This window comes from Comamonas koreensis, from assembly GCF_021026195.1.
Lineage (GTDB): Bacteria > Pseudomonadota > Gammaproteobacteria > Burkholderiales > Burkholderiaceae_C > Comamonas > Comamonas koreensis.
Map to the genome: position 1 here is coordinate 324,375 of NZ_JAJNCT010000021.1, position 26,014 is coordinate 350,388.

Below are 26,014 nucleotides of genomic sequence, written 5' to 3' on the forward strand. Positions count from 1 at the left end.
TGAAATGGGGGATCATGGTCAGCGCTCAGGCGTAGCGGTGCTGCACGCTTTTCTCCAGCCGGGTGACCGCCATGTACATCACCGCTGACAGCAGCGCCAGCACGACGATCGAGGCCATCACCACATTGAGCTTGAACACCTGGCTGCCATTGACGATCAGAAAGCCCAGCCCGGCGCTGGAGGACTGGAACTCGCCGACGATGACGCCGATCAGCGACAGGCCGATGTTCATCTTGATCGCGGCGATCACCGCTGGCACGCTGCCCGGGAAGACCACGTACTTCATGACCTGGAACTTGCTCGCGCCCAAGGTGGTGGCCAGCTTGATCTTGTTGGGGTCGATGGCCTGAAAGCCTTCATAGACCACCATGATGGTGATGAACAGCGAGATGGCGACCGCCATGCCGTAGACCGAATATTCCGAGCCCAGCCAGATGTAGAAGATCGGGACAAAGGCAATCTTGGGCATGGCGTTGGCAATCACCAGGAAAGGATCCAGCACCTTTTTGACAAAGCTGCTCCACCACAGCAGGGCGGCCATGCCGATGCCCAGCAGCATGCTGATCACAAAGCCGATCACCGTGGCCTTGAAAGTGACCCAGGTGTGGCCCAGCAGGTCGCCGCTGCGGGCCAGATCGACCAGGGTGGGCAGCACGGCAGAGGGGTAGCTGGTGAGCATGGGGTTGAGGATGTGGCTGCGCGCCAGTACCTCCCAAATCAGCAGGAATGCCAGCAACAGGCCGGCGCGGCTCAGCGCCACCAGGCGCTTGCGGCGCTGGATCTGGGCCAGCCACTGGCGGTATTCGGGGCTGCGGGTGTCGGCCTGGGCCGGAGCCGCCGTGTTGGTGGTGTTCATGACGGTGCTCATGCTTATCCTTCCACGTGGGCGTCGATCTCGTCCCACAGCACATTGAAGTAGTCGTTGAATTCTGGGCAGCCCCGGGCCTCGAAGGGCGTGGGCCGTTTGCCTCCCTGCGAGGGGAAATCCATGTGGTGTACCGATTTGATGCGCCCGGGCCGGCGCGAGAGCACGATGACCCGGTCGGTCATCGCAATGGCCTCGCCAATGTCGTGTGTCACCAGGATCACCGACTTGCCTTCGTCGCGCAGCACATCGACCACCTCATCGGCAATCGACAATCGGGTTTGCGAGTCGAGCGCGGAGAAGGGCTCGTCAAGCAGCACCACATCCGGGTTGGTGACCAGGGTGCGGGCCAGCGCTACCCGCTGGCGCATGCCGCCCGAGAGCTGGCGCGGGTAGTGGTGCAGGTAGTCACCCATGCCGCATTTGTGCAGCAGCTGGGTGGCGCGCTTCTCGGCGGCGGCCAGGTCCTTGTTCTGGATCTGGGCGCCCAGCAAGGTGTTCTCCAGAATGGTGCGCCATTCGAACAGGTAGTCCTGCTGCAGCATGTAGCCGATGCGCGGGTTGGGGCCGATGATGGTCTGGCCGTCCACCAGCACCGAGCCGCTGGACGGCGGCAGGATGCCCGCCAGGATCGACAGCAAGGTGCTCTTGCCACAGCCGGACTGGCCGATCAGGCTGATGAATTCGCCCGCCTTGACCGAGAGGTTGATGTTCTGCAGCGCCTGGGTTTCGCCCTGGGGTGTGAAGTAGCGCAGGGAGACGTTGTCGACGTGGATGCGGTAGGGGAGGTTCATGGCAGCTCCTTATTTTTGCGCCAGGCTCTGCACCAGGCCCATGTCGACAAAGCGCGCATAGTCCACTTTCTTGCCCACCTCCAGCACCCCGCCTTGCACCAGCATATCCTGCAGCTGGTCCATCGCCTGTTTCTCGACCATCGGCGTTTTCTTCCACAGCTGCAGTTGCTGGTAGCGCTCAATGGCGCTGACCAGCTCGGCCTTGTCCATGCCGGTGAAGTAGCTGCCCACCAGATCCGCCAACTCGCCCGCTGGCGCTGCGGCCGTGTACTGCTGGGCTTTCGCCACCGCCTGGGTCCAGGCCTGCACGGCGGCACGGTTTTTCTTCAGGTAGGCATCGGTGGTGGTGAACACCGTGTAGTCGACCATGCCGGCTTCCTTGCCCACCGAACCCAGCGGAAAAGCCTTGCCTTGCTTCTCCAGGCTGCTGGCCTCGGGCTCCAGGAAGGTCGCATAGTCGTTTTGGCCGGCCAGCCAGGCACCGGTGCGGGCGGCCGGACCGATATTGCTCACGAGCTTGACATCCTTCTTGGGATCCAGCCCCTTCTTGCGCAATGCCGCTTCCAGAAAGATATCGGGGTTGGAGCCTGGACGGAAGGACATGATCTTGCTGCCCTTGAGCTGCTTCCAGTCAAAGTTGGGCTCGGGCTTGCGGCCCATCAGCAAGAAGCCGTCGGTGGCAGTCAGCCCGGCAAAAACAATGGGTTTGACGGGCGACTCGCTGTTGGCGACATAGATTGAGGCCTCGGGACCAATCAGCACGATATCGGCGCTGCCCGAGAGCAGGGCGGCCATGCCCTTGTCGGTGCCCTGCGAGGTTTTCATGCTCATCTCTATGCCGGCATCCTTGAACATGCCTTTCTGGATGCCCACATACATGGGAACATAGAGCACGGAGCGCACGACCTCCTCATAACGTATCTTGTGCGGTGCCTGCGCCTGGGCTGGTGACAGCGGCAGCAGCGCTGCCAGCAAAGAGGCGGCGAGGGCCGCGCGGCGGCGAAACATGTTCTTCATACCCACTCCTTGTATACAGAAAATACCAACGGATGAATAAAAACGACTTCATGCACGAGCAATGTGAAGAGAAATGCTGAAAATTTCTGCTAAATGCCATTCAATGTATTCAGTATCCAATTTATTGGGCGTGCCGAGGATCGGTGTTAACCATCAGGCCCAGGGCGCTGGATGGGGTGTAGGTCCGGGCTGCTCGGACGCGGATCGCAGCCTCTGCTGGAGCGCTGCTTGATGGGCAGGCAAGGCAGCAGGCCATGGGTGCAGAGGCTGCAGCGCATGCTGTTCTGGTCCCGTCCGCTGACGGCCGATGAATGGGCGCTGCTGGCGCGCTACTTTGGCCAGCCGCAGCACCCGGGCTGGACGCGCATGCGGCTTTACCTGCGCCGGCTGGGCGATACGCGGCGTGCGCTGTCGTTCAATGGCGCCTTTCTGTCGATGCCGGCCTACTGCTTTGCCGCATCCGACCCCCGGCAGTGCCTGCGCCTGGATGCGCCCCTGGTGGCGGGCTGGCTGGCGCATGAGGCCTTACACCACTGGCAGCGCTTGCAGGGCCGGCCGGTCACCCGGCAGGCGCTGTGCCTGCAGTGGCGCTTTTGGCGCCATGGCATCAATCCCTATGCCTATACGCCCGCCGCATCGCCAGCGGCCTTGCTGGCCCAGTTCCAGCACGCCCAGGTGGAGCAGCAAGCGCAGATGTGGCAGGACGCGGTGATGGCCGACATCGCCTGGCGCCAGGCCGCCCTAGGTGCGGACCAGCAGCGCCTGGCCGCTGCGGCCCAGCGCTGGCATGCGGTGTTGGATTGGGTGAAGATGCAGGCGGTGCCGCCGCCGCCCCCGCTGGTCCCCTAAGCGACGGGGTGCTGCCCCGGCCGCTGGGCATACTGGCCTGAACCTCGCTTTTCGACTGTTCGGAACACGCCATGACCTCTGCTGCAGACCTGCCTGCATCGACCTCCACTTCCCCGTACTGGCCTGGGCGCGTGCCCCGGCGGTTGACGGTGCCGGCCACCTCGGTCTGGGACAACCTGGCCGTCAATGCCCGCCGCTATCCGGACCATGCCGCGCTGGTGTTTTTTGACCAGGCCATCAGCTATGGCCAGATGCGGGAGCAGACCGAGCGCCTGGCCGCCCATTTGCACCAGCAGGGCGTGCGCAAGGGTGACCGGGTCATCCTGCTGATGCAGAACTGCCCGCAGCTGGTGCTGGCGCACTACGCCATCCTGCGTGCCAATGCGGTGGTGGTGCCCGTCAACCCGATGAATACCGCCGCCGAGCTGGCCCACTACATCAGCGACGCCGATGCGCGTGTGGCCATCACCACCGCCGATCTGGCGGCTGCACTGTGCGAGGCCAGCGCCAGTCTGCCACCTGCGCAGCAGCTGGTGCATATGCTCATCAGCCATATGTCAGATACGATGCCCGCAGATGCCGCAGCGCAGCCAGATTTTCCACCGGGCTGGGTGCCCTGGTTGCTCGGAAACCCGCCTTTGCCAGCTGCGGACCGGCTGGGTGCCACCACCGTCAGCCGCTGGCGGGATGCGGTCCGATGCACCGCCGAGCCCCCTGCGATCGTGGTGGCGGCCAGCGATATGGCCATCCTTCCCTACACCAGTGGCACCACCGGCCTGCCCAAGGGCTGCATCCATGCGCACAGCCATGTGCAGCATGCGGCGATGGCGGGCGTGCTCTGGGGCCGGCAAAGCACGGAGAGCGTGAACCTGGTGGTGGCGCCGATGTTCCATATCACCGGCATGGTGTCCATCATGCATGTGCTGGTCTGTGCCGGTGCTACCTTGGTGATCATGCCGCGCTGGGACCGGCAATTGGCGGCCGCGCTGATGGCGCGCTACCGGGTGACGCACTGGGCCAATATCCCGACGATGGTGGTCGATCTGCTGGCCAGCCCGAACCTGGCGCAGATGGATACCCGCAGCCTGGTCTACATGGGTGGCGGCGGCGCGGCGATGCCGCAGTCGGTGGCGCAAAGGGTCAAGGAGGTCTGGGGCCTGGACTATATCGAGGGCTATGGCATGACCGAGACCTGTGGTGCCTCCCACGCCAACCCCTATGAGCACCCCAAGCAGCAGTGCCTGGGGCTGCCGCATATTGGCATGCAGTCATTGGTGATCGACCCCGACACCGGGCAGCCCATGGCCGATGGCGAGGTGGGGGAGATTGTGGTGCAGGGCCCGCAGGTGCTGCAGGGCTACTGGAAGCAGCCTGCGGCCACGGCCGCCAGCTTTGTCGAGGTGGCGGGCCAGCGCTTTTTCCGCACCGGTGACCTGGGTTACCGCGATGCGGATGGCTATTTCTTCCTGACCGATCGCTTGAAGCGCATGATCAACGCCAGCGGCTACAAGGTCTGGCCGGCCGAGGTCGAGAGCCTCATGTACCGCCACCCGGCGATTCTCGAGGCCTGCGTGATCTCCGCCCGCGATGACTACCGGGGCGAGACCGTCAAGGCCGTCGTGGTATTGCGGCCAGAGCAGCAGGGCATGGTCAGTGCACAGGACATCATCGACTGGTGCCGCGAACACATGGCGGTGTACAAGGCGCCGCGCCTGGTGCAACTGGTGGACCAGCTGCCCAAGAGTGGCAGCGGCAAGGTGATGTGGCGCTTGCTGCAGGAAAAGGAGCAGTGACGGCGAGCAGGAGGTGGGTCTGCGAAGTGCAGGGATGCGTTACCACCAGCGCATCAGATGCAGCATTCTGTGCCAGAAACCATCGCCATACTGGACCGCGAGCCAGGCGCAAACCGCTGCGCAGGCGGCACAGAGCAAGGCCCATGCTGTCCAGCTGGGCTCGGCATGAAAACCGATCACAATCGCGATAAACAAGCCAAGCAAGCTACCAAAAAAGATGCGCACATTGCGTTCGCTGCTGTCGCGGGGTGGGTCTTCATGCATGGCTTGGAGGGGCAGTGCCGGGCCTGGCAGTGTAGGCGGATGCAGTCCGCGCTGCCAAGCCTGACGTAGGGTGCAGGCTACACGCTGCCCGCCTTTTCAATCACCAAGATGCGTGCCTCGCCCTGCGGGTGGGCCACATGCTCGCAGCCCACACCGGCGTGGAAGATATCACCGGCCTGCAAAAGCGCTTGCTTTTGTTCGCCGGCCTCGCGCCAGTGCATCACCACCAGGCCCTGCATCACCGCAAAGACTTCCTCGCCGTCGTTGACATGCCAGATGTAGGGCTGGTCTGTCCAGTGCAAACGGACGCTGGTGCCGTTCATCTGGGCAATGTCCTGGGCGCCCCAGGGGCGCTCGGCGCTGAAGTCCTGGCTGCGGATGATGCGTTGCATGCTATCTCTGCACGTCGGCCGTTTAGGCGGTCGCGTTCAGCTCCTGGCTGATGGCCTCGATCTGCTCGGACAGCTCCAGCCAGCGCTCTTCCAACTGCTCGATCTCACCATTGACGGCGCTCAGTTGCTTGCCGGCTTCGACGATGTCGGCACCGGACAGACCTGGGGTTGCCAGCTTGGTCTCCAGCGCATCGCGCTGGGTGTTGAGCTGGGGCAGCTTCTTGTCGATCTGTTCCAGCTCTTTCTTGAAGGGCTTGGTCTTGTCGGCCAGTTGCTGGCGGGCCAGCGCTGCCAGGCGGCGCGCCTCCTTGGGGTCGCCCACGGGCTCGGCCTTGGCGGGCGCAGGCGCAGGGGCTGGCGCGGGTGCCGCAACCGGTGCCGCGACGGGCGCGGCCACAGGGGCGGGCGCTGCATCCTTGCTGCGCGATTGCATATCGGCCTGGCGGGCTTCTTCGCGCAGGCGCTTGGATTCGTCCAGCAGGTAGCGCTGGTAGTCGTCCAGGTCGCCATCGAAGGGGCCGACCTGGCCACGGCCGACCATCCAGAAGTCTTCGCAGACGGCGCGCAGCAGATGGCGGTCATGGCTGACCAGCATCACGGTGCCGTCAAAGTCGTTCAGGGCCATCGCCAGCGCTTCGCGGGTGGCCAGGTCCAAGTGGTTGGTGGGCTCGTCGAGCAGCAGCAGGTTGGGGCGCTGCCAGACGATCATCGCCAGCACCAGGCGCGCTTTTTCGCCACCGCTCATGCTGCCCACGGCCTGCTTGACCATGTCGCCGCTGAAATTGAAGGTGCCGAGGAAGTTGCGCAGGTCCTGCTCGCGCGCGCTGTTGCCTTCGCTGCCAATTTCCTTGGCCAGGCGGATCATGTGCTCCATCGGGTTCTCGCTGGGGCGCAGCACGTCCAGCTCCTGCTGGGCAAAGTAGCCGATGTTGAGGCCCTTGCCCTCGGTCACGGTGCCGGCCAGGGCCTTCATCTCGCGGGCAATGGTCTTGACCAGGGTCGATTTACCCTGGCCGTTGGCGCCCAGAATACCAATGCGCTGGCCTGCCAGCACCGAGCGGTTGACGCCCTGCAAGATGGTGGTCTGCTTGCCGTCTTCGTCCTCGTAGCCAAAGGCGGCATCGGTGATGGCCAGCATCGGGTTGGGCAGGTTGGCCGGCTCCTTGAACTCGAAGGTGAACTCGGCCTCGGCCAGCACCGGTGCAATCTTCTCCATGCGGTCGAGCTGCTTGACCCGACTTTGCGCCTGCTTGGCCTTGCTGGCCTTGGCCTTGAAGCGGTCAATGAACTTCTGCAGATGCGCCATCTTCTCTTGCTGCTTGGCAAAGCTGGCCTGTTGCAGCTCCAGCTGCTGGGCACGCAGCTCTTCAAAGCGGCTGTAGTTGCCGCCGTAGCGCGTCAGCTGCCCACCCTGGATCTGCAACGTGACATTGGTGATCGCATCGAGAAACTCGCGGTCGTGACTGATGGTAATCAGGGTGCCGGGGTAGCGCTTGAGCCAGGCTTCGAGCCAGACGAGGGCGTCCAGGTCCAAGTGGTTGGTTGGCTCGTCGAGCAGCAGCAGATCGCTGGGGCACATCAGCGCGCGGGCCAGTTGCAGGCGCATGCGCCAACCGCCCGAGAAGCTGTTGACCGGGTGTTCCAGCTCCTGCACTTTGAAGCCCAGGCCCAGGATCAGCGCCTGCGCGCGGGGCACGGCATCGTGGGCACCGGCATCGGCCAGGTCGGCATAGGCCTGGGCCAGAGCCATGCCGTCACCAGATGCTTCAGCAGCCTCCAGCTGGGCCTGCACTTCCACCAGACGGGTATCGCCTTCCAGCACGAACTGGGTGGCAGATTCCTCGGTTTCGGGCATGTGCTGGGCTACCTGGCCCATGCGCCACTGGGCGGGGATGTGGAAATCGCCACCGTCTTCCGTCAGCGAGCCGTTGAGCAGCGCAAACAACGTGGACTTGCCGGCGCCGTTGCGGCCGACCAGGCCCACCGATTCGCCGGGGTTGATGGTGGTGGTGACGCCGTCAAGCAGCACTTTGGTGCCGCGGCGCAGGGTGATATTTTTCAGCGTAATCATGAATGGCTCCGATTATCGCCGCCCTGGGCTTGGCCCAGGGGCTTGGAGGGCATAGCCGTTGGTGGGCCGGCCATGGCACTGGCGCCTGCCATGTGCGTGTAGGCCGGTGCCTCGAACGGGTGTCAGTAGAGACGGGAGTAGGAATCAGTCACATGCTCAGGCTATCCAAGCGGCTGCAGCAGGGCCATACTGCCATGTGCAAACGCCATATTTCAGCGATGGCAACCACAAGGACAGTGCTATGACAACAGCCTCTGAAATACATGGACGGTCCGCCGAGGGCCACCAGGATGCAGGAGAGGCGGTTTCCGCCCGGCACCACTGGCGGCTGGCCGACATTGACTATGCGCATATCGACCATGCTGCGGTCGCGCAGGACGAGGACATGTTCTACCTGCTGATGAGCGCCTCCTTTGTCGAGACCGGCTCGGACACCTATGCGGCCAACCTGGGCGCGCACTATGCGCGTTACCCGGACATCCAGCAGTGGCTGGAAGACCGCTGGGAGCATGAAGAACTGCAGCATGGCGAATCGCTGCGGCGCTATGTAGAGACCGTGTGGCCCAGTTTTGACTGGCAAAAAGCCTATGACAGCTTTTTTGCCGAGTATTCACTGCTGTGCACGCAGGAAGCGTTGCTGGAGGATCCGCGCCTGGAGATGGTGGCACGCTGCGTGGTGGAGACCGGCACCACCGCCTACTACCATACGCTGCGCGCGCTCAGCAACGAGCCGGTGCTCACGGGGCTGCTGGGCCATATCCGCAATGACGAGGTCGGGCACTTCAAGCATTTCCTGGCCTACTTCAAAAGCCTGCAGGCCCAAGAGCCGGTAGGCCGGTTGCGCATTGCCCAGGCGCTGTACAGCCGTCTGAAGGAATTGCGCGAAAGCGACTCGGATGTCGCGCTGCGCCATGTGTATGCCCACAAGGGCGAGCTATTCAGCGACCGGCAACGCAGCTTCGATGCGGTGGCCCAGCGCATCTACCACCTGATCAGCACCGGCCTGCCGGCCCAGCTGGCGGTGCAGATGCTGCTCAAGCCCATGCTGCTGCCGCCCAAGCTGGAATCGTGCCTGCACCGGCCGATCAGCCGGCTGGCCTGCCGAATGCTGGCTTACTGAGCCAGAACAGGGTTCGCTTAGAACAGGTTCTTAAAGCTGCGTGGGTTGCTCTTGCGACCAGTGCATCAGCGCTTCACGCGTCAGCAGCAGCACCTGGTCGTCGCCGGCGCTGGTGTCCATCCAGAACACCGGCAGGCCGGGGAAGGCGGCCTCGAAGTAGGCGCGCTCATTGCCAATCTCCAGCACCAGCACACCGTCCTCATTCAGGCGCTGGGGCAGCTCCAGAATCAGGCCACGCACAAAGTCCATACCATCCTCGCCACCGGCCAGGGCCAGCACAGGCTCGGCCTGGTATTCCAGCGGCAGGCTGGCCATGCTCTGGGCATTGACATAGGGCGGGTTGCAGAGGATCAGGTCCCAGGGGCCGCGTGCGTTGGCCATGCCGTCCGACTGCACCAGTTGCACACGCTCCTGCAGGCCATGCTGGTCCACGTTGATGCGGGCCACGGCCAGCGCATCGGCCGACAGATCGGCACCGGTGACCTGCACATCCGGGTAGGCCATGGCGGCCAGGCAGGCCAGGCTGCCATTGCCGGTGCACAGATCCAGCACCTGGCGGGTCTTGTCGCTCAGCCAGTCGTCAATGCTGCCATCGGCCAGCAGCTCGGCGATCAGGCTGCGCGGCACGATCGAGCGTTCGTCGATGTAGAAGGGCACGCCTTGTAGCCAGGCCTGCTGGGTCAGGTAGGCAGCGGGCTTGCGGCTGCGGATGCGCACGGCCACCAGTTCTTCCAGCTTCAGGCGCTGTTCATCGCTGACGGCCCGGTTCGCCACCGATTCGGCGCCATCCGGGCTGGTGTCGCTGTCCACTGGCATGCCCAGCGACCAGAGCACCAGCCAGCTGGCTTCGTCTTCCGCATTGGTGGTGCCATGGCCAAAATGCACGCCAGCAGTGCGCAGGGCAGCTGCGCTGTCATCAATCAGGGTGCGGATGGTGGTCATGGCTCAACTCGGGCAAAAATCAAAGACCGCCATTGTAGGCTTGATGGCAGCCGCAAGGCGCCAGGCTGGGCTGGTGCCAGGGCTATCCGGGTGCTGGATTAGCGTGCCAGGTTTTCCAGAATGCGGCGGTAGATGTTCTTCAGCGGCTCGATATCGGCCACGGCTACGCACTCGTCAATCTTGTGGATGGTGGCGTTCGACGGGCCGATCTCGATGACTTCCGGGCAGATGTCGGCGACAAAGCGGCCATCGCTGGTGCCGCCCGTGGTCGAGAGGGCAGTTTCCAGACCTACCTCGTCGCGGATGGCTTGCTGCACGGCGGTCACCAGCACACCGGGCGTGGTCAGAAAGGGCTTGCCGCCCAGGGTCCACTTCAGGTCGTACTCGAGCGCATGGCGCTCCAGGGTGGATTTGACGCGGGCCTTGAGACTCTCGGCCGTCGATTCGGTGCTGAAACGGAAGTTGAAATCCACCACCATCTGGCCCGGGATCACATTGCCTGCGCCCGTGCCCGCATGGATATTGCTCATCTGGAAGCTGGTGGGCGGGAAGAAGGCATTGCCTTCGTCCCAGACGGTGCTAGCCAGCTCGCCCAGAGCGCCCAGGCCCTGGTGGATGGGGTTGCGGGCCAGCTGCGGGTAGGCGATATGGCCTTGTACGCCATGGATGGTGAGCTTGCCGGTGAGGCTGCCGCGACGGCCGTTTTTGACCATGTCGCCGAGCTTTTGCACCGCAGTGGGTTCGCCCACCAGGCAGTAGTCCAGCACCTGGCCGCGCTGGCGCAGCTGCTCGACGACGACCGCCGTGCCGTCCACGCTCGGGCCTTCTTCGTCACTGGTCAGCAGCAGCGCAATATCCAGCGGGGCCGCGGCGTTCTGGGCGACAAACTCTTCGGCGGCCACGACAAAGGCGGCGATCGAGGTCTTCATGTCGCTGGCGCCACGGCCATAGAGCTTGCCATCGCGGTGCGAGGGGGTGAAGGGGTGCGAGTTCCACTGCTCCAGCGGGCCGGTGGGCACCACATCGGTGTGGCCGACAAAGACCACGGTCTTGGCACCGGCCACGCCGCTGCGGCGCAGCGCCCAGAGATTGCTCACCCGAAAGCTGTCGGGGCCGCTGTCCATGCGCTCGCAGGCAAAACCCAGTGGCTGGAGCAGGTCGGAAATCATTTCCAGACAGCCTTCGTCGTTGGGCGTCACGGAGGGACGGGCGATCAGTTGCTCGGTCAGTTGCAGGGTGCGGGACATGGCGTCTAATGGGTGGGGGCGGGGAGGTCAACAACAATGCGGCCCGCAGGCCGCATTCAAGGCGTATTGCCACGGAGGCGTGGTGCGGGGCAACGGCCGCTATCTTACTCTTGGTTCACATCGAGCACGATTTCCGTGAACGAGGCCGCGTCGTCCAGCTCGGGCTTGGCGGCGACCTGGGCCTTGGCGGCATTCGCCGCCATCTGGAAGTCGTTCTGCAGGCGCCACATCAGGTTGGTTGGCGAGTCGGAATTGGCCAGGCCTTCCTCGCGGCTGATCTTGCCGCTGTGGATGAGCGCGGCCAGCGCGCCTTCAAAGGTGACCGAGCCTTCGGCCATGGACTTTTCCATCGCCTCGCGCACGGCCGAGAAGTTGCCCTGCTCGATCATCTCGCCCACCAGCTTGGTGTTCAGCATCACCTCGATGGCCGCCGTGCGCTTGCCGGTGACGGTCTTGACCAGGCGTTGCGACACGACGGCGCGCAGCGCCGATGCCAGGTCGCCCAGCATTGTGGGGCGCACTTCGACGGGGTAGAAGCTCAGGATCCGGTTGAGCGCGTGGTAGCTGTTGTTGCCGTGCAAGGTGGCCAGGCAGAGGTGGCCGGATTGGGCATAGGCAATCGCGGCCGACATGGTTTCGCGGTCGCGGATTTCGCCGATCATGATCACATCGGGGGCCTGGCGCAACGCGTTCTTCAGCGCCGTCTGCAGCGATGCGGTATCGCTGCCCACTTCACGCTGGTTGATAATGGAGCGGCGGTTGGAGAACTGGTATTCGATGGGGTCTTCCACCGTCAGGATGTGGCCGCTTTGCTGGCCATTGCGGTGGTCGATCATCGCGGCCAGTGAGGTGCTCTTGCCCGAGCCAGTGGCACCGACAAACAGCACCAGGCCGCGGCGGGCCATGATGAGTTCCTGGAAGATCTCGGGCAGCTCCAGTTGCTCCAGGCTGGGGATGTCCTGCGGCACATAGCGGATGACCACCGCGCAGCTGCCGCGCTGGTGCATCGCGCTGACCCGGAAGCGGCCCACGCCTTCGAGCGGCACACCGATGTTGAGCTCACCGGTTTCGTCGAGCTCTTCGATGCGCTCGGGCGGCACGATCTCGGCCAGCAGAGTGCGCGGCGCATCCGGCGTCAGGGTCTGGTTGTTGAGGGGGATGCACTCGCCCTGGATCTTGACCAGCGCGGGCGCATTGGCTGACAGATAGACATCCGAGGCTTTGTTGTCCGCCATCAGGCGCAAGATTCGCTCCATGGTTCCCATGTCAGTTCCCTCCAGTGATTTGTGCTTAGAACGTGTTTACGATCTCTACGCTGTCGCGGCGCGAGGAGATCGTAAATAAGTTCTTGGATTGTAGGCTTAGCGAAGCGCTGAATAAACGATGTTGCGTCCTCACCGCAGCCGGACAGGGCGCAAAGCGGCGACAAAAAAGCCCTGCAGCGCAAAGCTTGCAGGGCTTGGGGATCGCCTAGGCGGCAGATCAGTCGCGCAGCAGGTCGTTGATGCTGGTCTTGGCGCGGGTCTCGGGCGTCACTTGCTTGACGATCACCGCGCAGTACAGGCTGTGGCTGCCGTCCTTGGCGGGCATGGAGCCGCTGACCACGACCGAGCCCGAAGGCACGCGGCCGTAGCTGACTTCGCCGGTCATGCGGTTGTAGATCTTGGTGGACTGGCTGATGTACACGCCCATCGAGATGACCGAGTTTTCTTCAACAATCACGCCTTCGACGATTTCGGAGCGGGCGCCGATGAAGCAATTGTCTTCAATGATGGTGGGGTTGGCTTGCAGCGGTTCCAGCACGCCACCCAGGCCCACGCCACCCGACAGGTGAACGTTCTTGCCCACTTGTGCGCAGGAGCCCACGGTGGCCCAGGTGTCGACCATGGTGCCTTCGCCCACATAGGCGCCGATGTTGACGTAGGAAGGCATCAGGATGGCGCCCTTGGCCACATAGCTGCCGCGGCGTGCCACTGCGGGCGGCACCACGCGCACGCCGGTGGCGGCGATATCGGCTTCCGACATGCCGGCGTACTTGGTCGGCACCTTGTCGTAGAAGTTCAGGTCGCCGGCCTGCACCAGCGCATTGTCCTTCAGGCGGAACGACAGCAGCACGGCCTTCTTGATCCACTGGTGCACGGTCCACTGGCCCACGCCTTCACGGGTGGCCACGCGCAGCTCGCCCTTGTCCAGGGCGTTGATCACATGGTCGACTGCATCGACGATTTCTTTGGGTGCCGAGGCAGGCGAGAGCGTCGTGCGGGCTTCCCAGGCGGATTCGATGATGGTTTGCAGTTGTTGCGTCATGGTTTAGGCTTTTTTCCAGGATTGAATGAATTGGGCAATGCGCTGGGCGGCTTCCAGGCATTCGGCGGTCTGGGCGACCAGGGCCATGCGGATGCGGCCAGCGCCAGGATTGCTGCCATTGAAGTCACGGGCCAGATAGCTGCCTGGCAGAACCGTGACATTGTATTGGGCATAGAGTTCGCGCGCGAACTCGGTGTCGGACAAGCCCATGTGCGCGGGCACGCCGGCCCAGAGGTAGAAGCTGGCGTCGGGCAGCTGTACGTCCATCACGGCCGACAACACGGGCGTGACTTCGGCAAACTTGCGGCGGTATTGCTCGCGGTTGTCTTCGACATGGCGCTCATCGCCCCAGGCTGCAATGCTGGCCGCCTGCACCGGCGGGCTCATCGCGCCGCCCTGGTAGGTGCGGTAGAGCGTGAAGGCCTTGATCAGCTCGGCATCACCGGCGACAAAACCGCTGCGCAGGCCCGGCACATTGCTGCGCTTGGACAGGCTGGTGAAGGACACCAGGCGGCGGAAATCGCTGCGGCCCAGCTGCGCCGCTGCCTGCATGCCGCCCAGTGGTGGCTCGTCGCGGAAGTAGATTTCGCTGTAGCACTCGTCCGAGGCAATGACAAAGCCATAGCGGTCGGACAGCTCAAACAGCTTCTTCCACTCGTCGAGTGGCATCACGGCGCCGGTGGGGTTGCCGGGCGAGCAGACAAAGATCAGCTGGGTGCGCTGCCAGATGTCCTCGGGCACGCTGGCCCAGTCCACCGCAAAGTTCTTGCTGGCGATGCTGGGCACGTAATAGGGCGTGGCGCCTGCAAGCAGGGCTGCGCCTTCGTAGATTTGGTAGAAGGGGTTGGGGCAGAGCACGACCGGGTCGGGCTTGCTGCTGTCCACCACCGTTTGCGTGAAGGCAAACAGCGCCTCCCGGCTGCCATTGACCGGCAGGGTGTGCTTGTGCCCATCCACCTGCAGGCCGTAGCGCGTGGACAGCCAGGCGGCAAAGGCCTCGCGCAATGCGGGCGTGCCAGCAGTGGCCGGGTAGACCGACAGGCCGGCCAGGTTGTCCGAGAGCGCTTGCTCAATGAAGGCGGGGGTGGGGTGGCGGGGCTCACCGATACCCAGGCTGATGGGCGACTTGTCTGCGGACGGTGTCACACCGGCAAACAACTGGCGCAGGCGCTCAAACGGGTAGGGCTGCAGTTTCTGGAGCAAGGGGTTCATAAGCCAGCCATTATGGTGCAGAGGCGCGCGTTTTTTTGCGCCGTTCTGTCATGCCCGGTAGGGACTTGGCGGACTTGGGCAGGCGCCCAGCGCCGTGCAGCCGTTAAGACGAGGGCTTGCCGCCTTGTTGCTGCTTGGCTTTGGCCAAAATGGCGGCCAGGATTGCCTTTTTGTCGGCAGCGGCGGGCGCTGCCAGGTTGGCCTTGCTGGCAGCGTTATTTTGCGCTGCCGCCGCACTGACGGCAGCCGCCTGCGCCGCTTGGGCGCTGAGCCCTGCAATGGCGGCGCGTGGCGTGCTGGTAGCGCCAGCCGCCGGGGCGGATGGCTGCGGGCGGTGGGTGCCGTCCAGGCGCTGCTGGTGCCTGTAGTAGCGCTGCCGGGCCTCGTCGGCCTGCGCCGGGCTCCAGGCAGCCCAGCCGGTGGCGTCACCGCTGGCATTGTCCAGCTCGATGCAATCGACCGGGCAGACCGGCAGGCAGAGCTCGCAGCCGGTGCAGGCCTCGGGGATCACGGTGTGCATGCGCTTGTTCGCGCCCAGGATGGCATCGGTCGGGCAGGCCTTGATGCACAAGGTGCAGCCGATGCACCAGTTCTCATCGATCCTGGCGATGACGCGCACGGCTTCCAGCCCGTTGTCAGGGTTCAGCGGCAGCGCGGCCCGGCCGGTGATGGCGGCAAGCCGCGCCACGCCTTCCTGGCCGCCGGGCGGGCATTGGTTGATCGGCGCCTCGCCCTGGGCAATGGCCTGGGCATAGTGGTGGCAATCGGGGTAGCCGCAGCGCGTGCACTGGGTCTGCGGCAGGGCCGCATCAATGGCGCCAATGAAAACAGCCAGCGCAGAGGCTGGCTGGTGGCTGGTTTTGAGAAAGTCGGTCACACCGTGTGCAAGGTATTTTGCTTGGAAGTCGCTGATTTTACGTTGCCTGGGCGCTCCTCGACGCGGTTGTTGGCGAGGATGAAGTCCTTGAGCATGGGGTAGACCATGGTGCGCCAGCGCTTGCCGCTGAAGATGCCGTAGTGGCCTGCGCCCTTGACCTCGAAGTGACGGGTGTCGACCGCCTTGAGGCCGGTGCACAGATCATGCGCCGCCTGGGTCTGGCCGGAGCCGGAGATGTCATCGAGCTCGCCTTCGACCGTCAGCAGCGCGCTGTGGCGGATGTCCTGCGGCTTGACCAGCTCCAGGTTGCCCTCGGGCGAACGCACCTCCCAGGTGCCCTTGACCAGCGCAAAGTCCTGGAACACGGTCTTGATGGTTTCCAGGTAGTAGGCCGCATCCATGTCGAGCACGGCGTTGTACTCGTCGTAGAACTTGCGGTGGTGCTCGGCGCTGTCTTCGTTGCCCTTGAGCAGGTCCTTGAAGTAGTCGTAGTGGCTCATCGCATGGCGGTCGGGGTTCATGCTGACAAAGCCCATGTGCTGCAGGAAGCCGGGGTAGACCAGGCGGCCGGCACCCGGGAAGTTGCCTGGCACCGGATGGATCACATTCGACTCGAACCACTGCAGGTCGTGCGTGGTGGCCAGGTTGTTCACCGTGGTGGGCGATTTGCGGGCATCGATGGGGCCGCCCATCATCGTCATCGACAGCGGTGTCTTCTCGCCACGGGTGGCCATCAGCGACACGGCAGCGAGCACCGGCACCGTGGGCTGGCAGACGCTCACCACATGGCAGTTGCCATAGATACCCTGGATGTGGCGGATGAACTCCTGCACATAGTTGACGTAGTCATCGAGGTGGAAGATGCCTTCGCTTTGCGGCACCAGGCGCGCATTGGTCCAGTCGGTGATGTAGACCTTGTGGTCGGCCAGCATGGTGCGCACGGTCTCGCGCAGCAAGGTGGCGTAATGGCCCGACAACGGTGCCACAACCAGTACCACGGGCTGCTGCTTCATCGCTGCCAGACTGGTCTGGTCATCGGAGAAACGCTTGAAACGGCGCAGCTCGCAAAAGGGCTTGGTCAGCTCGACGCGCTCATGGATCGCGATCTCATGGCCATTGGCCTCGACGGTGTTGATGCCGAAAGCGGGCTTCTCGTAGTCCTTGCCCAGACGGTAGAACAGGTCAAAGCCTGCAGAGGCGCGCTGGGCCGTGTTGGTCTGGCTGATCGGCCACAGCGGATTGCTCAGCATCTTCGATGTGGCGTGGGCGTATTCTGCAAAGGGCTCCATCAGGGCCCGCTGGGTTTCATACAGTTGGTACAGCATCAAAACTCCGTGAATGTTGCATCGCAATATAGCAGCAGCCTGTGTCAAAAAGCACGGTCGTGCATACTCGTAAACACGGGGAGGGGCCTGAAAACCGGGTTCTTCACCTTCGTCTGCGCTGTGCTAACCGCGCCTGCCAGCCGCATGGCCGCTGCAATGCGGCTGGCAGGCAGGTCTTGTTGACAAAGATTGACTTTAGCTAATGGCTGAGGGCCTTGCTAGAGTATTGTTCCGGCGTATGTGTAGGTCCCTGGCGCACGGCCTGAGGCGGCCGGCGCTGTGGCGCCTAATCTTCGCTGGTGCTGTTGGCCGGCTGCCGCTGCAGCCACTCCTCGAAGGCCTCGCGGGCGGAGTTGCGCAGCGTTTTGCGAAAGCGCTGCTTGTCTTCCAGATAGAGGCAGTGTCGCATCACCGTGAAGGGGTTGAAGCTGCTGGACGGGTAGCGGTGCTGGAAGTCTGCCTTGTAGTGGCGCACTGTGGTGACATGCTTTTGCACGACGGCAAATAGCCAACCCGCATGGCGCACGGCAAAGTCATGCAGCAGCTCGTCGAGGAAGAACTCCACCTTCTGCGGATCGAACTCATAGCCGGGAAAGTGCTTGTGGCCAAAGGCCACAAAGCTGAAGGCATCGAGCGGCTCGTTGTTGTCGCCCAGGCCGTCACCCAGCGCGCCATCGATCTCGTCTTCAGCGCGCGAAAGCGCCAGGGCCTGGCTGGTTTCATTGCGGATCTGCAGGAACTCGCGGTCCGCCAGTTCAAACAGCGCCGACAGGATGTTGATGCGGCGCTTGAGGTTGGTCGGAATCGACTTCTTGTACTTGATCTTGTGGTCCAGCTCGCTCCAGGAGTCCTGGATGATGGTGCGGATCTGTAGCTCGAAGGCCTGGTCGGCATAGGCCTGGTGTTCGGTCAGCTGCGCCTGCTGCTGGTTGAGGCGCAGGTCCATGTGGATGCCCTTGTAGCCGAACTCCGATTCCGAGTCTTCCATTGGCGAGGTCTTGTCGGTGATCTCGATCACATCAAAGTACTCGCGCACCCGGGACATGATCGCCGGTGGCTCGTCCTCATAAAGGCAGACCACGCGCACGCCGATCAGGTCGGTGATGTAGTCCTGGATGGCATAGTCTTCGGACTGGTCTTCGACAAAGTTGCGGTACTTGCGCTTGAACTTGCGCACGCATTCGTCGGCGGTCTTCACGCGGCACTCGAACTTGGCGATGTTGACGCCTTCGAGGTTGCTCAAAATGGCGTGGATCAGAGCGTTGAACGAAGCCGCCGCTGCCTTGAGGGTAGGCAGCTGGGCGGCGTAGAAATCCAGGAACTCCTGTTTGCGGGATTCAAAATCGCGAGAGAGCATGGGGAAGGGCAGCCAAGAAGGGCGGGCGCTGTGTACCCGCCAAAAGAAGAGATTATTTGCCGCTATTGTCCACCTCGGCGGTGTCACTGATGTGGGCCTGGGGCGCAAAAAGATCCCAGACCGCGATGAACAGTGCCGCAATCAGCGGACCGATGACAAAGCCGGTGAGGCCGAACAGCGACAGACCGCCCAAGGTGGAAATCAGGATCAGGTAGTCGGGCATCTTCGTGTCCTTGCCTACCAGCAGAGGGCGCAGCACGTTATCGACCATCCCCATGATGCCTGCGCCGTAGGCGGTCAGAATCAGGCCCTCGGTCATGGAGCCGGTGGCAATGTAATAAATAGCAACCGGAGCCCAGACGATGGCCGCGCCCACTGCGGGCAGCAGCGACAAGAAGGCCATCACCACACCCCACAGCAGCGATGCTTCGATGCCCAGAATCCAGAAGATGATGCCCCCCAGCGCACCTTGGGTGGCGGCCACGGCCAGATTGCCTTTGACGGTGGCGCGCACCACGGTGATGAACTTGGCGCCCAGCTTTTTCTTGTGGGCATCGTCGAGCGGCGTGGCGGCCAGGATCTTGCGGATCAATGTCTTGCCATCGCGCAGGAAGAAGAACAGCAGGTAGAGCATGATGCAGAAGCTCACCAGAAAGCCCATGGTGTTCTGGCCAATGGCCAGCACCTTGGTCGCCACATACTGGCTCGCCTGCACGGAGATGCCGGAGATCTTCTCCTGAATCACCTTGGGGTCATTCAGGTTGAAGCGGGTGAGCAGGTCCAGCACCCACTGGGGCATCGCGTTGTAGATCTGCTGGAAGTACTGGCCGAAATTCATCTCGCCCGAGTGCACGCTCTCATAGATGGTGGCCGCTTCCTTGGCCAGCGAGATGCTCAGCAGAATCAGCGGCAGGATCACCAGCACCAGGCAGAGCGTCAGGGTAATCAGGGCCGCGATAGTCGGGTATTTCGGGAGGCGGACCAGTATTTTTTTGTGTAGAGGCGTAAACACAACAGCGAAGATCACCGCCCAGAAAACGGCGCCCTGAAAGGGGAAAAGCACGGCAAAAAAGGCAATGCTGACGCCTATTAGCAGCAAGATGAATGCTTTGTCGTGAAGAGAGTGGTTGTTGAACATCGAGCGCATCGGTGTGAAGGGATAGCGCAAATGTATCTGGTTCCTGCATAAGCCCACGCTATTTCGGATGTGTAGGCGCAGCCCCAAGGCCATCGAAGGACAAGCCCAGACGGAAGTGGCACAATACCGGTTGATCGGCCCTTCCCAGCCACAGTCGCATCCGCCAATCGGTTCAGCCGTGTCGCGGAAGGTTGTTTATATGCACCAGCTAATGCTTTCCAGAGGAAAGCGGAGGTCAGCGGAGAAAATGAGCGATACAAACTCTGTGTATCAAGCCTACCAAGGCAACACCTATCTTTTCGGCGGCAATGCGCCCTATGTCGAAGAGATGTATGAGAACTATCTGGCCAACCCAGGCAGCGTACCAGACACCTGGCGCGCTTACTTTGATGCACTGCAAAACGTCCCCGCATTGGACGGCAGCAACGCCAAGGACGTCCCTCATCTTCCCGTAGTCAATGCCTTCGCCGAGCGCGCCAAGCAGGGCGTGACCAAGGTGGTGGTTGCTTCCGGTGCTGATTCGGAACTGGGCCGCAAGCGCACGGCAGTGCAGCAGCTGATCGCTGCGTACCGCAACGTAGGCGCACGCTGGGCCGATCTGGATCCCTTGAAGCGCCAAGAACGCCCCGAAATTCCTGAGCTCGATCCGGCCTTCTACGGCTTCACCGACGCTGACCAGGAAACCGTGTTCAACATCAGCAACACGTTCTTCGGCAAGGAATCGATGACCCTGCGCGAGCTGCTCAATGCACTGCGCGAAACCTATTGCGGCACGCTGGGCGCGGAGTACATGTACACCGCCGAGCAGAACCAGAAGCGCTGGTGGCAGCAAAAGCTCGAAACCATTCGCAGCAAGCCCGCCTTCAACGCTGACCAGAAAAAGCGCATTCTCGACCGCCTGACCGCAGCCGAAGGCCTGGAGCGTTTCCTGCACACCAAGTATGTGGGTCAAAAGCGCTTCTCGCTCGAAGGCGGCGAATCCTTCATCGTTGCAATGGACCAGCTGATCAATGCTGCTGGCCAGACAGGCGTGCAGGAAATCGTCATCGGCATGGCCCACCGTGGCCGTCTGAACGTGCTGGTCAACACCCTGGGCAAAATGCCCAAGGACCTGTTTGCCGAGTTCGACCACACCGCTCCTGAAGAGCTGACCGCCGGTGACGTGAAGTACCACCAGGGCTTCAGCTCCGATGTGTCGACCGTGGGCGGTCCTGTGCATCTGTCGCTGGCCTTCAACCCCTCGCACCTGGAAATCGTCAACCCCGTGGTCGAAGGCTCGGTGCGCTCGCGCATGGACCGCCGCAATGACCCCGAAGGCAAGCAAGTGCTGCCCGTGCTGGTGCACGGTGACGCGGCCTTTGCCGGCCAGGGTGTCAACCAGGAAACGCTGGCGCTGTCCGAAACCCGTGGCTACACCACGGGCGGCACGGTGCACATCATCATCAACAACCAGATTGGTTTCACGACCTCCGATCCTCGCGATCTGCGCTCGACCACCTATTGCACGGACATCGTCAAGATGATCGACTCGCCCGTGCTGCACGTGAACGGCGATGATCCGGAAGCGGTGGCCCTGGCCATGCAGATGGCTTTGGACTTCCGCATGGAATTCTCCAAGGACGTCGTGGTCGACATCATCTGCTACCGCAAGCTCGGTCACAACGAGCAGGACACCCCTGCGCTGACCCAGCCGCTGATGTACAAGAAGATTGCCCAGCACCCCGGCACGCGCAAGCTGTACGCCGACAAGCTGGCCACGCAAGGCCTGGGCGAGACCCTGGGCGACGAGATGGTCAAGGCCTACCGCGCCGCCATGGACGCGGGCAAGCACACGGTGGATCCGGTGCTGACCAACTTCAAGAGCCAGTACGCAGTGGACTGGAGCCCCTTCCTCAAGCAGAAGTGGACCGACAGTGCCGACACCGCCATTCCTGTGGCCGAGTGGAAGCGTCTGGCCGAGCGCGTCACGACCCTGCCTGACTCGGTGAACCCGCACCAGCTGGTCAAGAAGGTGTACGACGACCGTGCAGCCATGGGCCGTGGTGACATCAACGTGGACTGGGGCATGGGTGAAACCATGGCTTACGCCTCGCTGGTGGCATCGGGCTACCCCATCCGCCTGTCGGGTGAAGACAGCGGCCGCGGCACCTTTACCCACCGCCACTCGGTCGTGCACGACCAAAAGCGTGAAAAGTGGGACGAAGGCACCTACATCCCACTGCAGAACGTGGCCGACAACCAGGCTCCGTTCACCGTGATCGACTCCATCCTGTCGGAAGAGGCAGTGCTGGGCTTCGAATACGGCTACGCGTCCAACGACCCCAACACCTTGGTGATCTGGGAAGCGCAGTTCGGCGACTTCGCCAACGGCGCGCAAGTGGTGATCGACCAGTTCATCGCCTCCGGCGAAGTCAAGTGGGGCCGTATCAACGGTCTGACTCTGATGCTGCCTCACGGCTACGAAGGCCAGGGCCCTGAGCACAGCTCGGCGCGCCTGGAGCGTTTCATGCAGCTGTCGGCTGACCAGAACATGCAAGTGACCCAGCCGACCACGGCTGCGCAGATCTTCCATTTGCTGCGCCGCCAAATGGTGCGTCCGCTGCGCAAGCCGCTGATCATCATGACGCCCAAGTCGCTGCTGCGTAACAAGGATGCGACCTCGCCTGTGTCGGAATTCACCTCCGGTGGCTTCCAGACCGTGATCGGTGAGCGCGATGAGGCCATCGTCGCCAATGCCGCCAAGGTCAAGCGCGTGATCGCCTGCTCGGGCAAGGTCTACTACGACCTGGTCAAGAAGCGTACCGAAGAAGGCAGCAACGATGTGGCCATCATCCGCGTCGAGCAGCTCTATCCGTTCCCGCACAAGGCCTTTGCCGCTGAACTGAAGAAGTACAGCGCCGCCAAGGAAGTGGTGTGGTGCCAGGACGAGCCGCAAAACCAGGGTGCATGGTTCTTCGTGCAGCACTACATCCACGAGAACATGCTCGACGGCCAAAAGCTGGGCTACTCCGGCCGCGCCGCTTCGGCATCGCCTGCAGTGGGCTATTCGCACCTGCACCAGGAGCAGCAAAAGGCGCTGGTCGAAGGCGCATTCGGCAAGCTCAAGGGCTTTGTGCTGACCAAGTAAGCACGACCTCAGCATTTAACGAATACAGAAAGAATTGTTATGGCAATCGTAGAAGTCAAAGTCCCCCAGCTGTCCGAGTCGGTCGCTGAAGCCACCATGCTCACCTGGAAGAAGAAGGCCGGTGAAGCTGTTGCTGTCGACGAAATCCTGATCGAGATCGAAACCGACAAGGTCGTGCTTGAAGTGCCAGCTCCCGCCGCTGGCGTGCTGACCGAGATCGTGCAAGGCGACGGCGCTACCGTCATCGCTGACCAGCTGATCGCCAAGATCGATACCGAAGCCGTGGCCGGCGCCGCTGCAGCACCTGCTGCCGCAGCACCTGCGCCCGCTGCCGCCGCTCCAGCCACTGCTGCTGCGCCTGCAGCTGCCGGTGGCAACAAGGGCGACGTCGCCATGCCTGCCGCTGCCAAGCTGCTGGCGGACAACAACCTGTCGGTCGGCGCTGTCGCCGGCTCCGGCAAGGATGGCCGCGTCACCAAGGGTGATGTGCTGGCTGCCGTGGCCGGTGGCGTCAAGTCCACTGCTGCCGTGATCCCCACCGGTGCACCGACCAAGTCGCTGCCCCAGGTGGCATCGCCCGCCGCTGCCCAGGACCTGGGCGAGCGTCCAGAGCAGCGCGTGCCTATGAGCCGTCTGCGTGCCCGTATCGCCGAGCGTCTGCTGCAATCGCAGTCGACCAACGCGATCCTGACCACGTTCAACGAAGTGAACATGGCACCGGTGATGGCGCTGCGCAAGAAGTTCCAGGACGACTTCACCAAGGAACACGGCGTGAAGCTGGGCTTCATGTCCTTCTTCGTGAAGGCCGCAGTGCACGCACTGAAGAAGTACCCTGTGCTGAACGCCTCGGTCGATGGCACCGACATCATCTACCACGGTTACTTCGACATCGGTATCGCCGTGGGCTCGCCACGCGGTCTGGTGGTGCCCATCCTGCGCAATGCAGACCAGATGAGCTTCGCCGACATCGAAAAGAAGATCGCCGAATTCGGCAAGAAGGCTGCTGACGGCAAGCTGGGCATCGAAGACATGACCGGCGGCACGTTCTCCATCTCCAACGGTGGCACCTTCGGCTCGATGATGTCCACCCCCATCATCAACCCGCCCCAATCGGCCATCCTGGGCGTGCACGCGACCAAGGACCGCGCTGTGGTCGAAAACGGCCAGGTGGTGGTGCGTCCGATGAACTACTTCGCGATGTCCTACGACCACCGCATCATCGACGGCCGCGAAGCCGTGCTGGGCCTGGTGGCGATGAAGGATGCGCTGGAAGATCCATCGCGTCTGCTGTTCGACCTGTAATTGGGTCGCCGGGCAGTGATGCGACGTGTTCTGGTGGCTGCAGCGTCCGCACTCGTGCTGGGCGCCTGCGGCACCTTGCCCCGTCCTGCTGTGCAGGATGTGGCCACGCAAAGCTGGAGCGGTGACTACCGCTTCCAGTGGGCAGCAGGCACACAGGCCGCGCGCCGTGGTGTGCCCGCTCCCGCACAGGTTCGCATCCGCCCGATCACATCCGCCAAGGAGGTGCCCGGCGCGAAGGCGGACGGAAATGGCCCGCAATGGGCCATTTCGTTTGTCGGTGAGCCGGGAGCGCCGCTGCCGCTCATCCCTTTCAAGGCCAGAGGCTATGAAGAGATGGGCTGGGCCGCGATGCGCGCTGGCGGCAAGATTGCGTGTCTGGAGTCCGGCTCCTTCATGTTCGTCTGCCGCACCCATCCCGGAACCACCTTGACGTTCGGTCGTCAAAACGACGAACAACTGACTACCAAGACGGGCCTCTTCGGTGTGGCATTGCACCAGGGCAGTTTTGAACTAACACCATTGGATTAATCATGAGCAAGCAATTTGATGTCGTCGTGATCGGCGGCGGCCCCGGCGGTTATGTAGCGGCCATCCGTGCAGCCCAGCTGGGCATGCAGGTGGCATGTATCGACGAGTGGAAGAACGCAGCCGGCGGCCCAGCCCTGGGCGGCACCTGCACCAACGTGGGTTGCATTCCTTCGAAGGCGCTGCTGCAGTCGTCCGAGCATTTCGAGCACGCCAATCTGCATTTTGCCGACCACGGCATCTCGACCGGCAAGGTCAGCATGGATGTGGCCAAGATGATTGCCCGCAAGGATAACGTCGTCAAGCAGAACAACGACGGCATCCAGTACCTGTTCAAGAAGAACAAGGTCACCTTCTTCCACGGCCGTGGCTCCTTCGTGAAGGCCGCCGATGGCGGCTATGAAATCAAGGTCGCGGGCAAGGAAGAGGAATCCATCACCGGCAAGCAGATCATTGTGGCCACCGGCTCCAATGCCCGCGCGCTGCCTGGCGCGCCTTTCGACGAAGACCGCATCCTGTCCAACGATGGCGCACTGCGTCTGGGCGCCGCGCCCAAGAAGCTGGCCCTGATCGGTGCTGGCGTGATCGGCCTGGAAATGGGCTCGGTCTGGCGCCGCCTGGGTACCGAAGTGACGGTGCTCGAAGGCATGGACAAGTTCCTGCCTGCCGTGGACGAGCAAATCGCCAAGGAAGCCAAGAAGTCCTTTGACAAGCAAGGCCTGAAGATCGAGCTGGGCGTCAAGGTCGGCGACATCAAGGCCGACAAGAAGGGTGTGCAGATCAGCTACACCAACGCCAAGGGTGAAGCCCAGCAACTGGACGTGGACCGCCTGATCGTGTCCATCGGCCGCGTGGCCAACACCATTGGCCTGAACCCCGAAGCCGTGGGCCTGGCGCTGGACGAGCGTGGTGCCATCGTCGTCGACGAGAACTGCAAGACCAACTTGCCTGGCGTATGGGCAGTGGGCGATGTGGTGCGTGGCCCTATGCTGGCCCACAAGGCCGAGGAAGAGGGCGTTGCCGTGGCCGAGCGCATTGCCGGTCAACACGGCCACGTGAACTTTGCGACCATTCCATGGGTGATCTACACCAGTCCTGAAATCGCCTGGGTGGGCCGCACCGAGCAGCAGCTCAAGGCCGATGGCGTCGCCTACAAGGCTGGCACCTTCCCGTTCCTGGCCAATGGCCGCGCACGTGCACTGGGTGACACCACCGGTATGGTCAAGTTCCTGGCAGATGCCACGACCGACGAAATCCTGGGCGTGCACATGGTAGGCCCGATGGTCTCGGAGCTGATCTCCGAAGCCGTGGTGGCCATGGAGTTCAAGGCATCGAGCGAAGACATCGCCCGCATCTGCCACGCCCACCCATCGCTGTCGGAAGCGACCAAGGAAGCGGCACTGGCCGTGGACAAGCGCACCCTGAACTTCTGATCCTGAAGTTTTAGGCGAAAATAGCCTCTGGTGCAGATGGGCTCTGCGCCAGAGGCT

At 62.9% G+C, this 26,014-nt stretch carries 21 protein-coding genes; 7 read left to right on the forward strand and 14 right to left on the reverse strand.

Annotated elements, in window-relative coordinates; all coding sequences use genetic code 11:
- Positions 1 to 25: 25 nt before the first annotated feature.
- Genes LPW39_RS17650 through LPW39_RS17660 form a run of 3 tightly spaced genes read right to left on the reverse strand, consistent with a single transcriptional unit; the run spans position 26 to position 2,676 of the window.
- Positions 26 to 868: an ABC transporter permease gene (locus LPW39_RS17650; protein ID WP_230778220.1), complete on the reverse strand. Its 843-nt coding sequence runs from the start codon at positions 866 to 868 to the stop codon at positions 26 to 28.
- 2 nt (positions 869 to 870) lie between these two features.
- On the reverse strand, positions 871 to 1,659 hold the full coding sequence (locus tag LPW39_RS17655; RefSeq protein WP_230778223.1) for an ABC transporter ATP-binding protein: 789 nt from the start codon (positions 1,657 to 1,659) through the stop codon (positions 871 to 873).
- 9 nt (positions 1,660 to 1,668) lie between these two features.
- Positions 1,669 to 2,676 carry an ABC transporter substrate-binding protein gene (locus LPW39_RS17660; RefSeq protein ID WP_230778226.1) on the reverse strand — a complete coding sequence of 336 codons (1,008 nt, stop codon included), beginning with the start codon at positions 2,674 to 2,676 and terminating at the stop codon, positions 1,669 to 1,671.
- A gap of 276 nt (positions 2,677 to 2,952) precedes the next feature.
- On the opposite strand from LPW39_RS17660, the gene LPW39_RS17665 reads away from it, so the two are divergent.
- Together LPW39_RS17665 and LPW39_RS17670 are read left to right on the forward strand one after the other, a co-directional pair.
- Positions 2,953 to 3,525 carry a hypothetical protein gene (locus LPW39_RS17665; protein ID WP_230778229.1) on the forward strand — a complete coding sequence of 191 codons (573 nt, stop codon included), beginning with the start codon at positions 2,953 to 2,955 and terminating at the stop codon, positions 3,523 to 3,525.
- 71 nt (positions 3,526 to 3,596) lie between these two features.
- Positions 3,597 to 5,318 (forward strand): long-chain fatty acid--CoA ligase, encoded by a 1,722-nt coding sequence (locus LPW39_RS17670; protein WP_230778231.1) that lies wholly within the window; start codon positions 3,597 to 3,599, stop codon positions 5,316 to 5,318.
- A gap of 341 nt (positions 5,319 to 5,659) precedes the next feature.
- On the opposite strand, the gene LPW39_RS17675 is transcribed toward LPW39_RS17670, so the two are convergent.
- Positions 5,660 to 5,974 carry a cupin domain-containing protein gene (locus tag LPW39_RS17675; RefSeq protein WP_230778233.1) on the reverse strand — a complete coding sequence of 105 codons (315 nt, stop codon included), beginning with the start codon at positions 5,972 to 5,974 and terminating at the stop codon, positions 5,660 to 5,662.
- A gap of 22 nt (positions 5,975 to 5,996) precedes the next feature.
- On the reverse strand, positions 5,997 to 8,045 hold the full coding sequence (locus LPW39_RS17680) for an ABC-F family ATP-binding cassette domain-containing protein (RefSeq protein WP_230778235.1): 2,049 nt from the start codon (positions 8,043 to 8,045) through the stop codon (positions 5,997 to 5,999).
- Positions 8,046 to 8,286: 241 nt separating this feature from the next.
- Here LPW39_RS17680 and LPW39_RS17685 point away from each other — a divergent pair, with 241 nt between their 5' ends.
- Positions 8,287 to 9,165, forward strand: coding sequence for a ferritin-like domain-containing protein (locus tag LPW39_RS17685; RefSeq protein WP_230778237.1), 879 nt, complete (start codon positions 8,287 to 8,289; stop codon positions 9,163 to 9,165).
- Between the two features lie 30 nt (positions 9,166 to 9,195).
- On the opposite strand, the gene prmB is transcribed toward LPW39_RS17685, so the two are convergent.
- The 9 genes from prmB to LPW39_RS17730 form a co-directional block, all read right to left on the reverse strand.
- The gene (prmB, locus tag LPW39_RS17690; protein WP_230778239.1) at positions 9,196 to 10,107 is read right to left on the reverse strand and encodes a 50S ribosomal protein L3 N(5)-glutamine methyltransferase; all 912 of its coding nucleotides are present in this window, start codon (positions 10,105 to 10,107) and stop codon (positions 9,196 to 9,198) included.
- A gap of 98 nt (positions 10,108 to 10,205) precedes the next feature.
- On the reverse strand, positions 10,206 to 11,354 hold the full coding sequence (gene dapE / locus LPW39_RS17695) for a succinyl-diaminopimelate desuccinylase (RefSeq protein WP_230778241.1): 1,149 nt from the start codon (positions 11,352 to 11,354) through the stop codon (positions 10,206 to 10,208).
- A gap of 104 nt (positions 11,355 to 11,458) precedes the next feature.
- Positions 11,459 to 12,619: a PilT/PilU family type 4a pilus ATPase gene (locus LPW39_RS17700; protein WP_230778243.1), complete on the reverse strand. Its 1,161-nt coding sequence runs from the start codon at positions 12,617 to 12,619 to the stop codon at positions 11,459 to 11,461.
- 217 nt (positions 12,620 to 12,836) lie between these two features.
- Entirely contained in the window at positions 12,837 to 13,661 is an 825-nt protein-coding gene (gene dapD, locus LPW39_RS17705) for a 2,3,4,5-tetrahydropyridine-2,6-dicarboxylate N-succinyltransferase (protein WP_230778245.1), read from the reverse strand.
- Positions 13,662 to 13,664: 3 nt separating this feature from the next.
- Positions 13,665 to 14,873, reverse strand: a complete 1,209-nt coding sequence (gene dapC, locus LPW39_RS17710; protein WP_230778246.1) for a succinyldiaminopimelate transaminase — start codon at positions 14,871 to 14,873, stop codon at positions 13,665 to 13,667.
- A gap of 103 nt (positions 14,874 to 14,976) precedes the next feature.
- Positions 14,977 to 15,708: an RnfABCDGE type electron transport complex subunit B gene (locus LPW39_RS17715; protein WP_230778345.1), complete on the reverse strand. Its 732-nt coding sequence runs from the start codon at positions 15,706 to 15,708 to the stop codon at positions 14,977 to 14,979.
- A gap of 38 nt (positions 15,709 to 15,746) precedes the next feature.
- Positions 15,747 to 17,075 (reverse strand): polyhydroxyalkanoate depolymerase, encoded by a 1,329-nt coding sequence (locus tag LPW39_RS17720; protein WP_230778249.1) that lies wholly within the window; start codon positions 17,073 to 17,075, stop codon positions 15,747 to 15,749.
- 286 nt (positions 17,076 to 17,361) lie between these two features.
- The gene (locus LPW39_RS17725) at positions 17,362 to 18,432 is read right to left on the reverse strand and encodes a GTP pyrophosphokinase (RefSeq protein WP_230778252.1); all 1,071 of its coding nucleotides are present in this window, start codon (positions 18,430 to 18,432) and stop codon (positions 17,362 to 17,364) included.
- 52 nt (positions 18,433 to 18,484) lie between these two features.
- Positions 18,485 to 19,570 (reverse strand): AI-2E family transporter, encoded by a 1,086-nt coding sequence (locus LPW39_RS17730; RefSeq protein ID WP_230778347.1) that lies wholly within the window; start codon positions 19,568 to 19,570, stop codon positions 18,485 to 18,487.
- 247 nt (positions 19,571 to 19,817) lie between these two features.
- Between LPW39_RS17730 and LPW39_RS17735 the strand changes: the two genes are divergently transcribed.
- Genes LPW39_RS17735 through lpdA form a run of 4 tightly spaced genes read left to right on the forward strand, consistent with a single transcriptional unit; the run spans position 19,818 to position 25,957 of the window.
- Positions 19,818 to 22,697 (forward strand): 2-oxoglutarate dehydrogenase E1 component, encoded by a 2,880-nt coding sequence (locus LPW39_RS17735; RefSeq protein WP_230778255.1) that lies wholly within the window; start codon positions 19,818 to 19,820, stop codon positions 22,695 to 22,697.
- A gap of 39 nt (positions 22,698 to 22,736) precedes the next feature.
- Positions 22,737 to 23,999: a 2-oxoglutarate dehydrogenase complex dihydrolipoyllysine-residue succinyltransferase gene (gene odhB / locus LPW39_RS17740; RefSeq protein ID WP_230778258.1), complete on the forward strand. Its 1,263-nt coding sequence runs from the start codon at positions 22,737 to 22,739 to the stop codon at positions 23,997 to 23,999.
- Between the two features lie 18 nt (positions 24,000 to 24,017).
- Positions 24,018 to 24,527, forward strand: a complete 510-nt coding sequence (locus LPW39_RS17745) for a hypothetical protein (RefSeq protein ID WP_230778261.1) — start codon at positions 24,018 to 24,020, stop codon at positions 24,525 to 24,527.
- Positions 24,528 to 24,529: 2 nt separating this feature from the next.
- Positions 24,530 to 25,957: a dihydrolipoyl dehydrogenase gene (gene lpdA / locus LPW39_RS17750; RefSeq protein ID WP_230778264.1), complete on the forward strand. Its 1,428-nt coding sequence runs from the start codon at positions 24,530 to 24,532 to the stop codon at positions 25,955 to 25,957.
- Positions 25,958 to 26,014 lie beyond the last annotated feature (57 nt).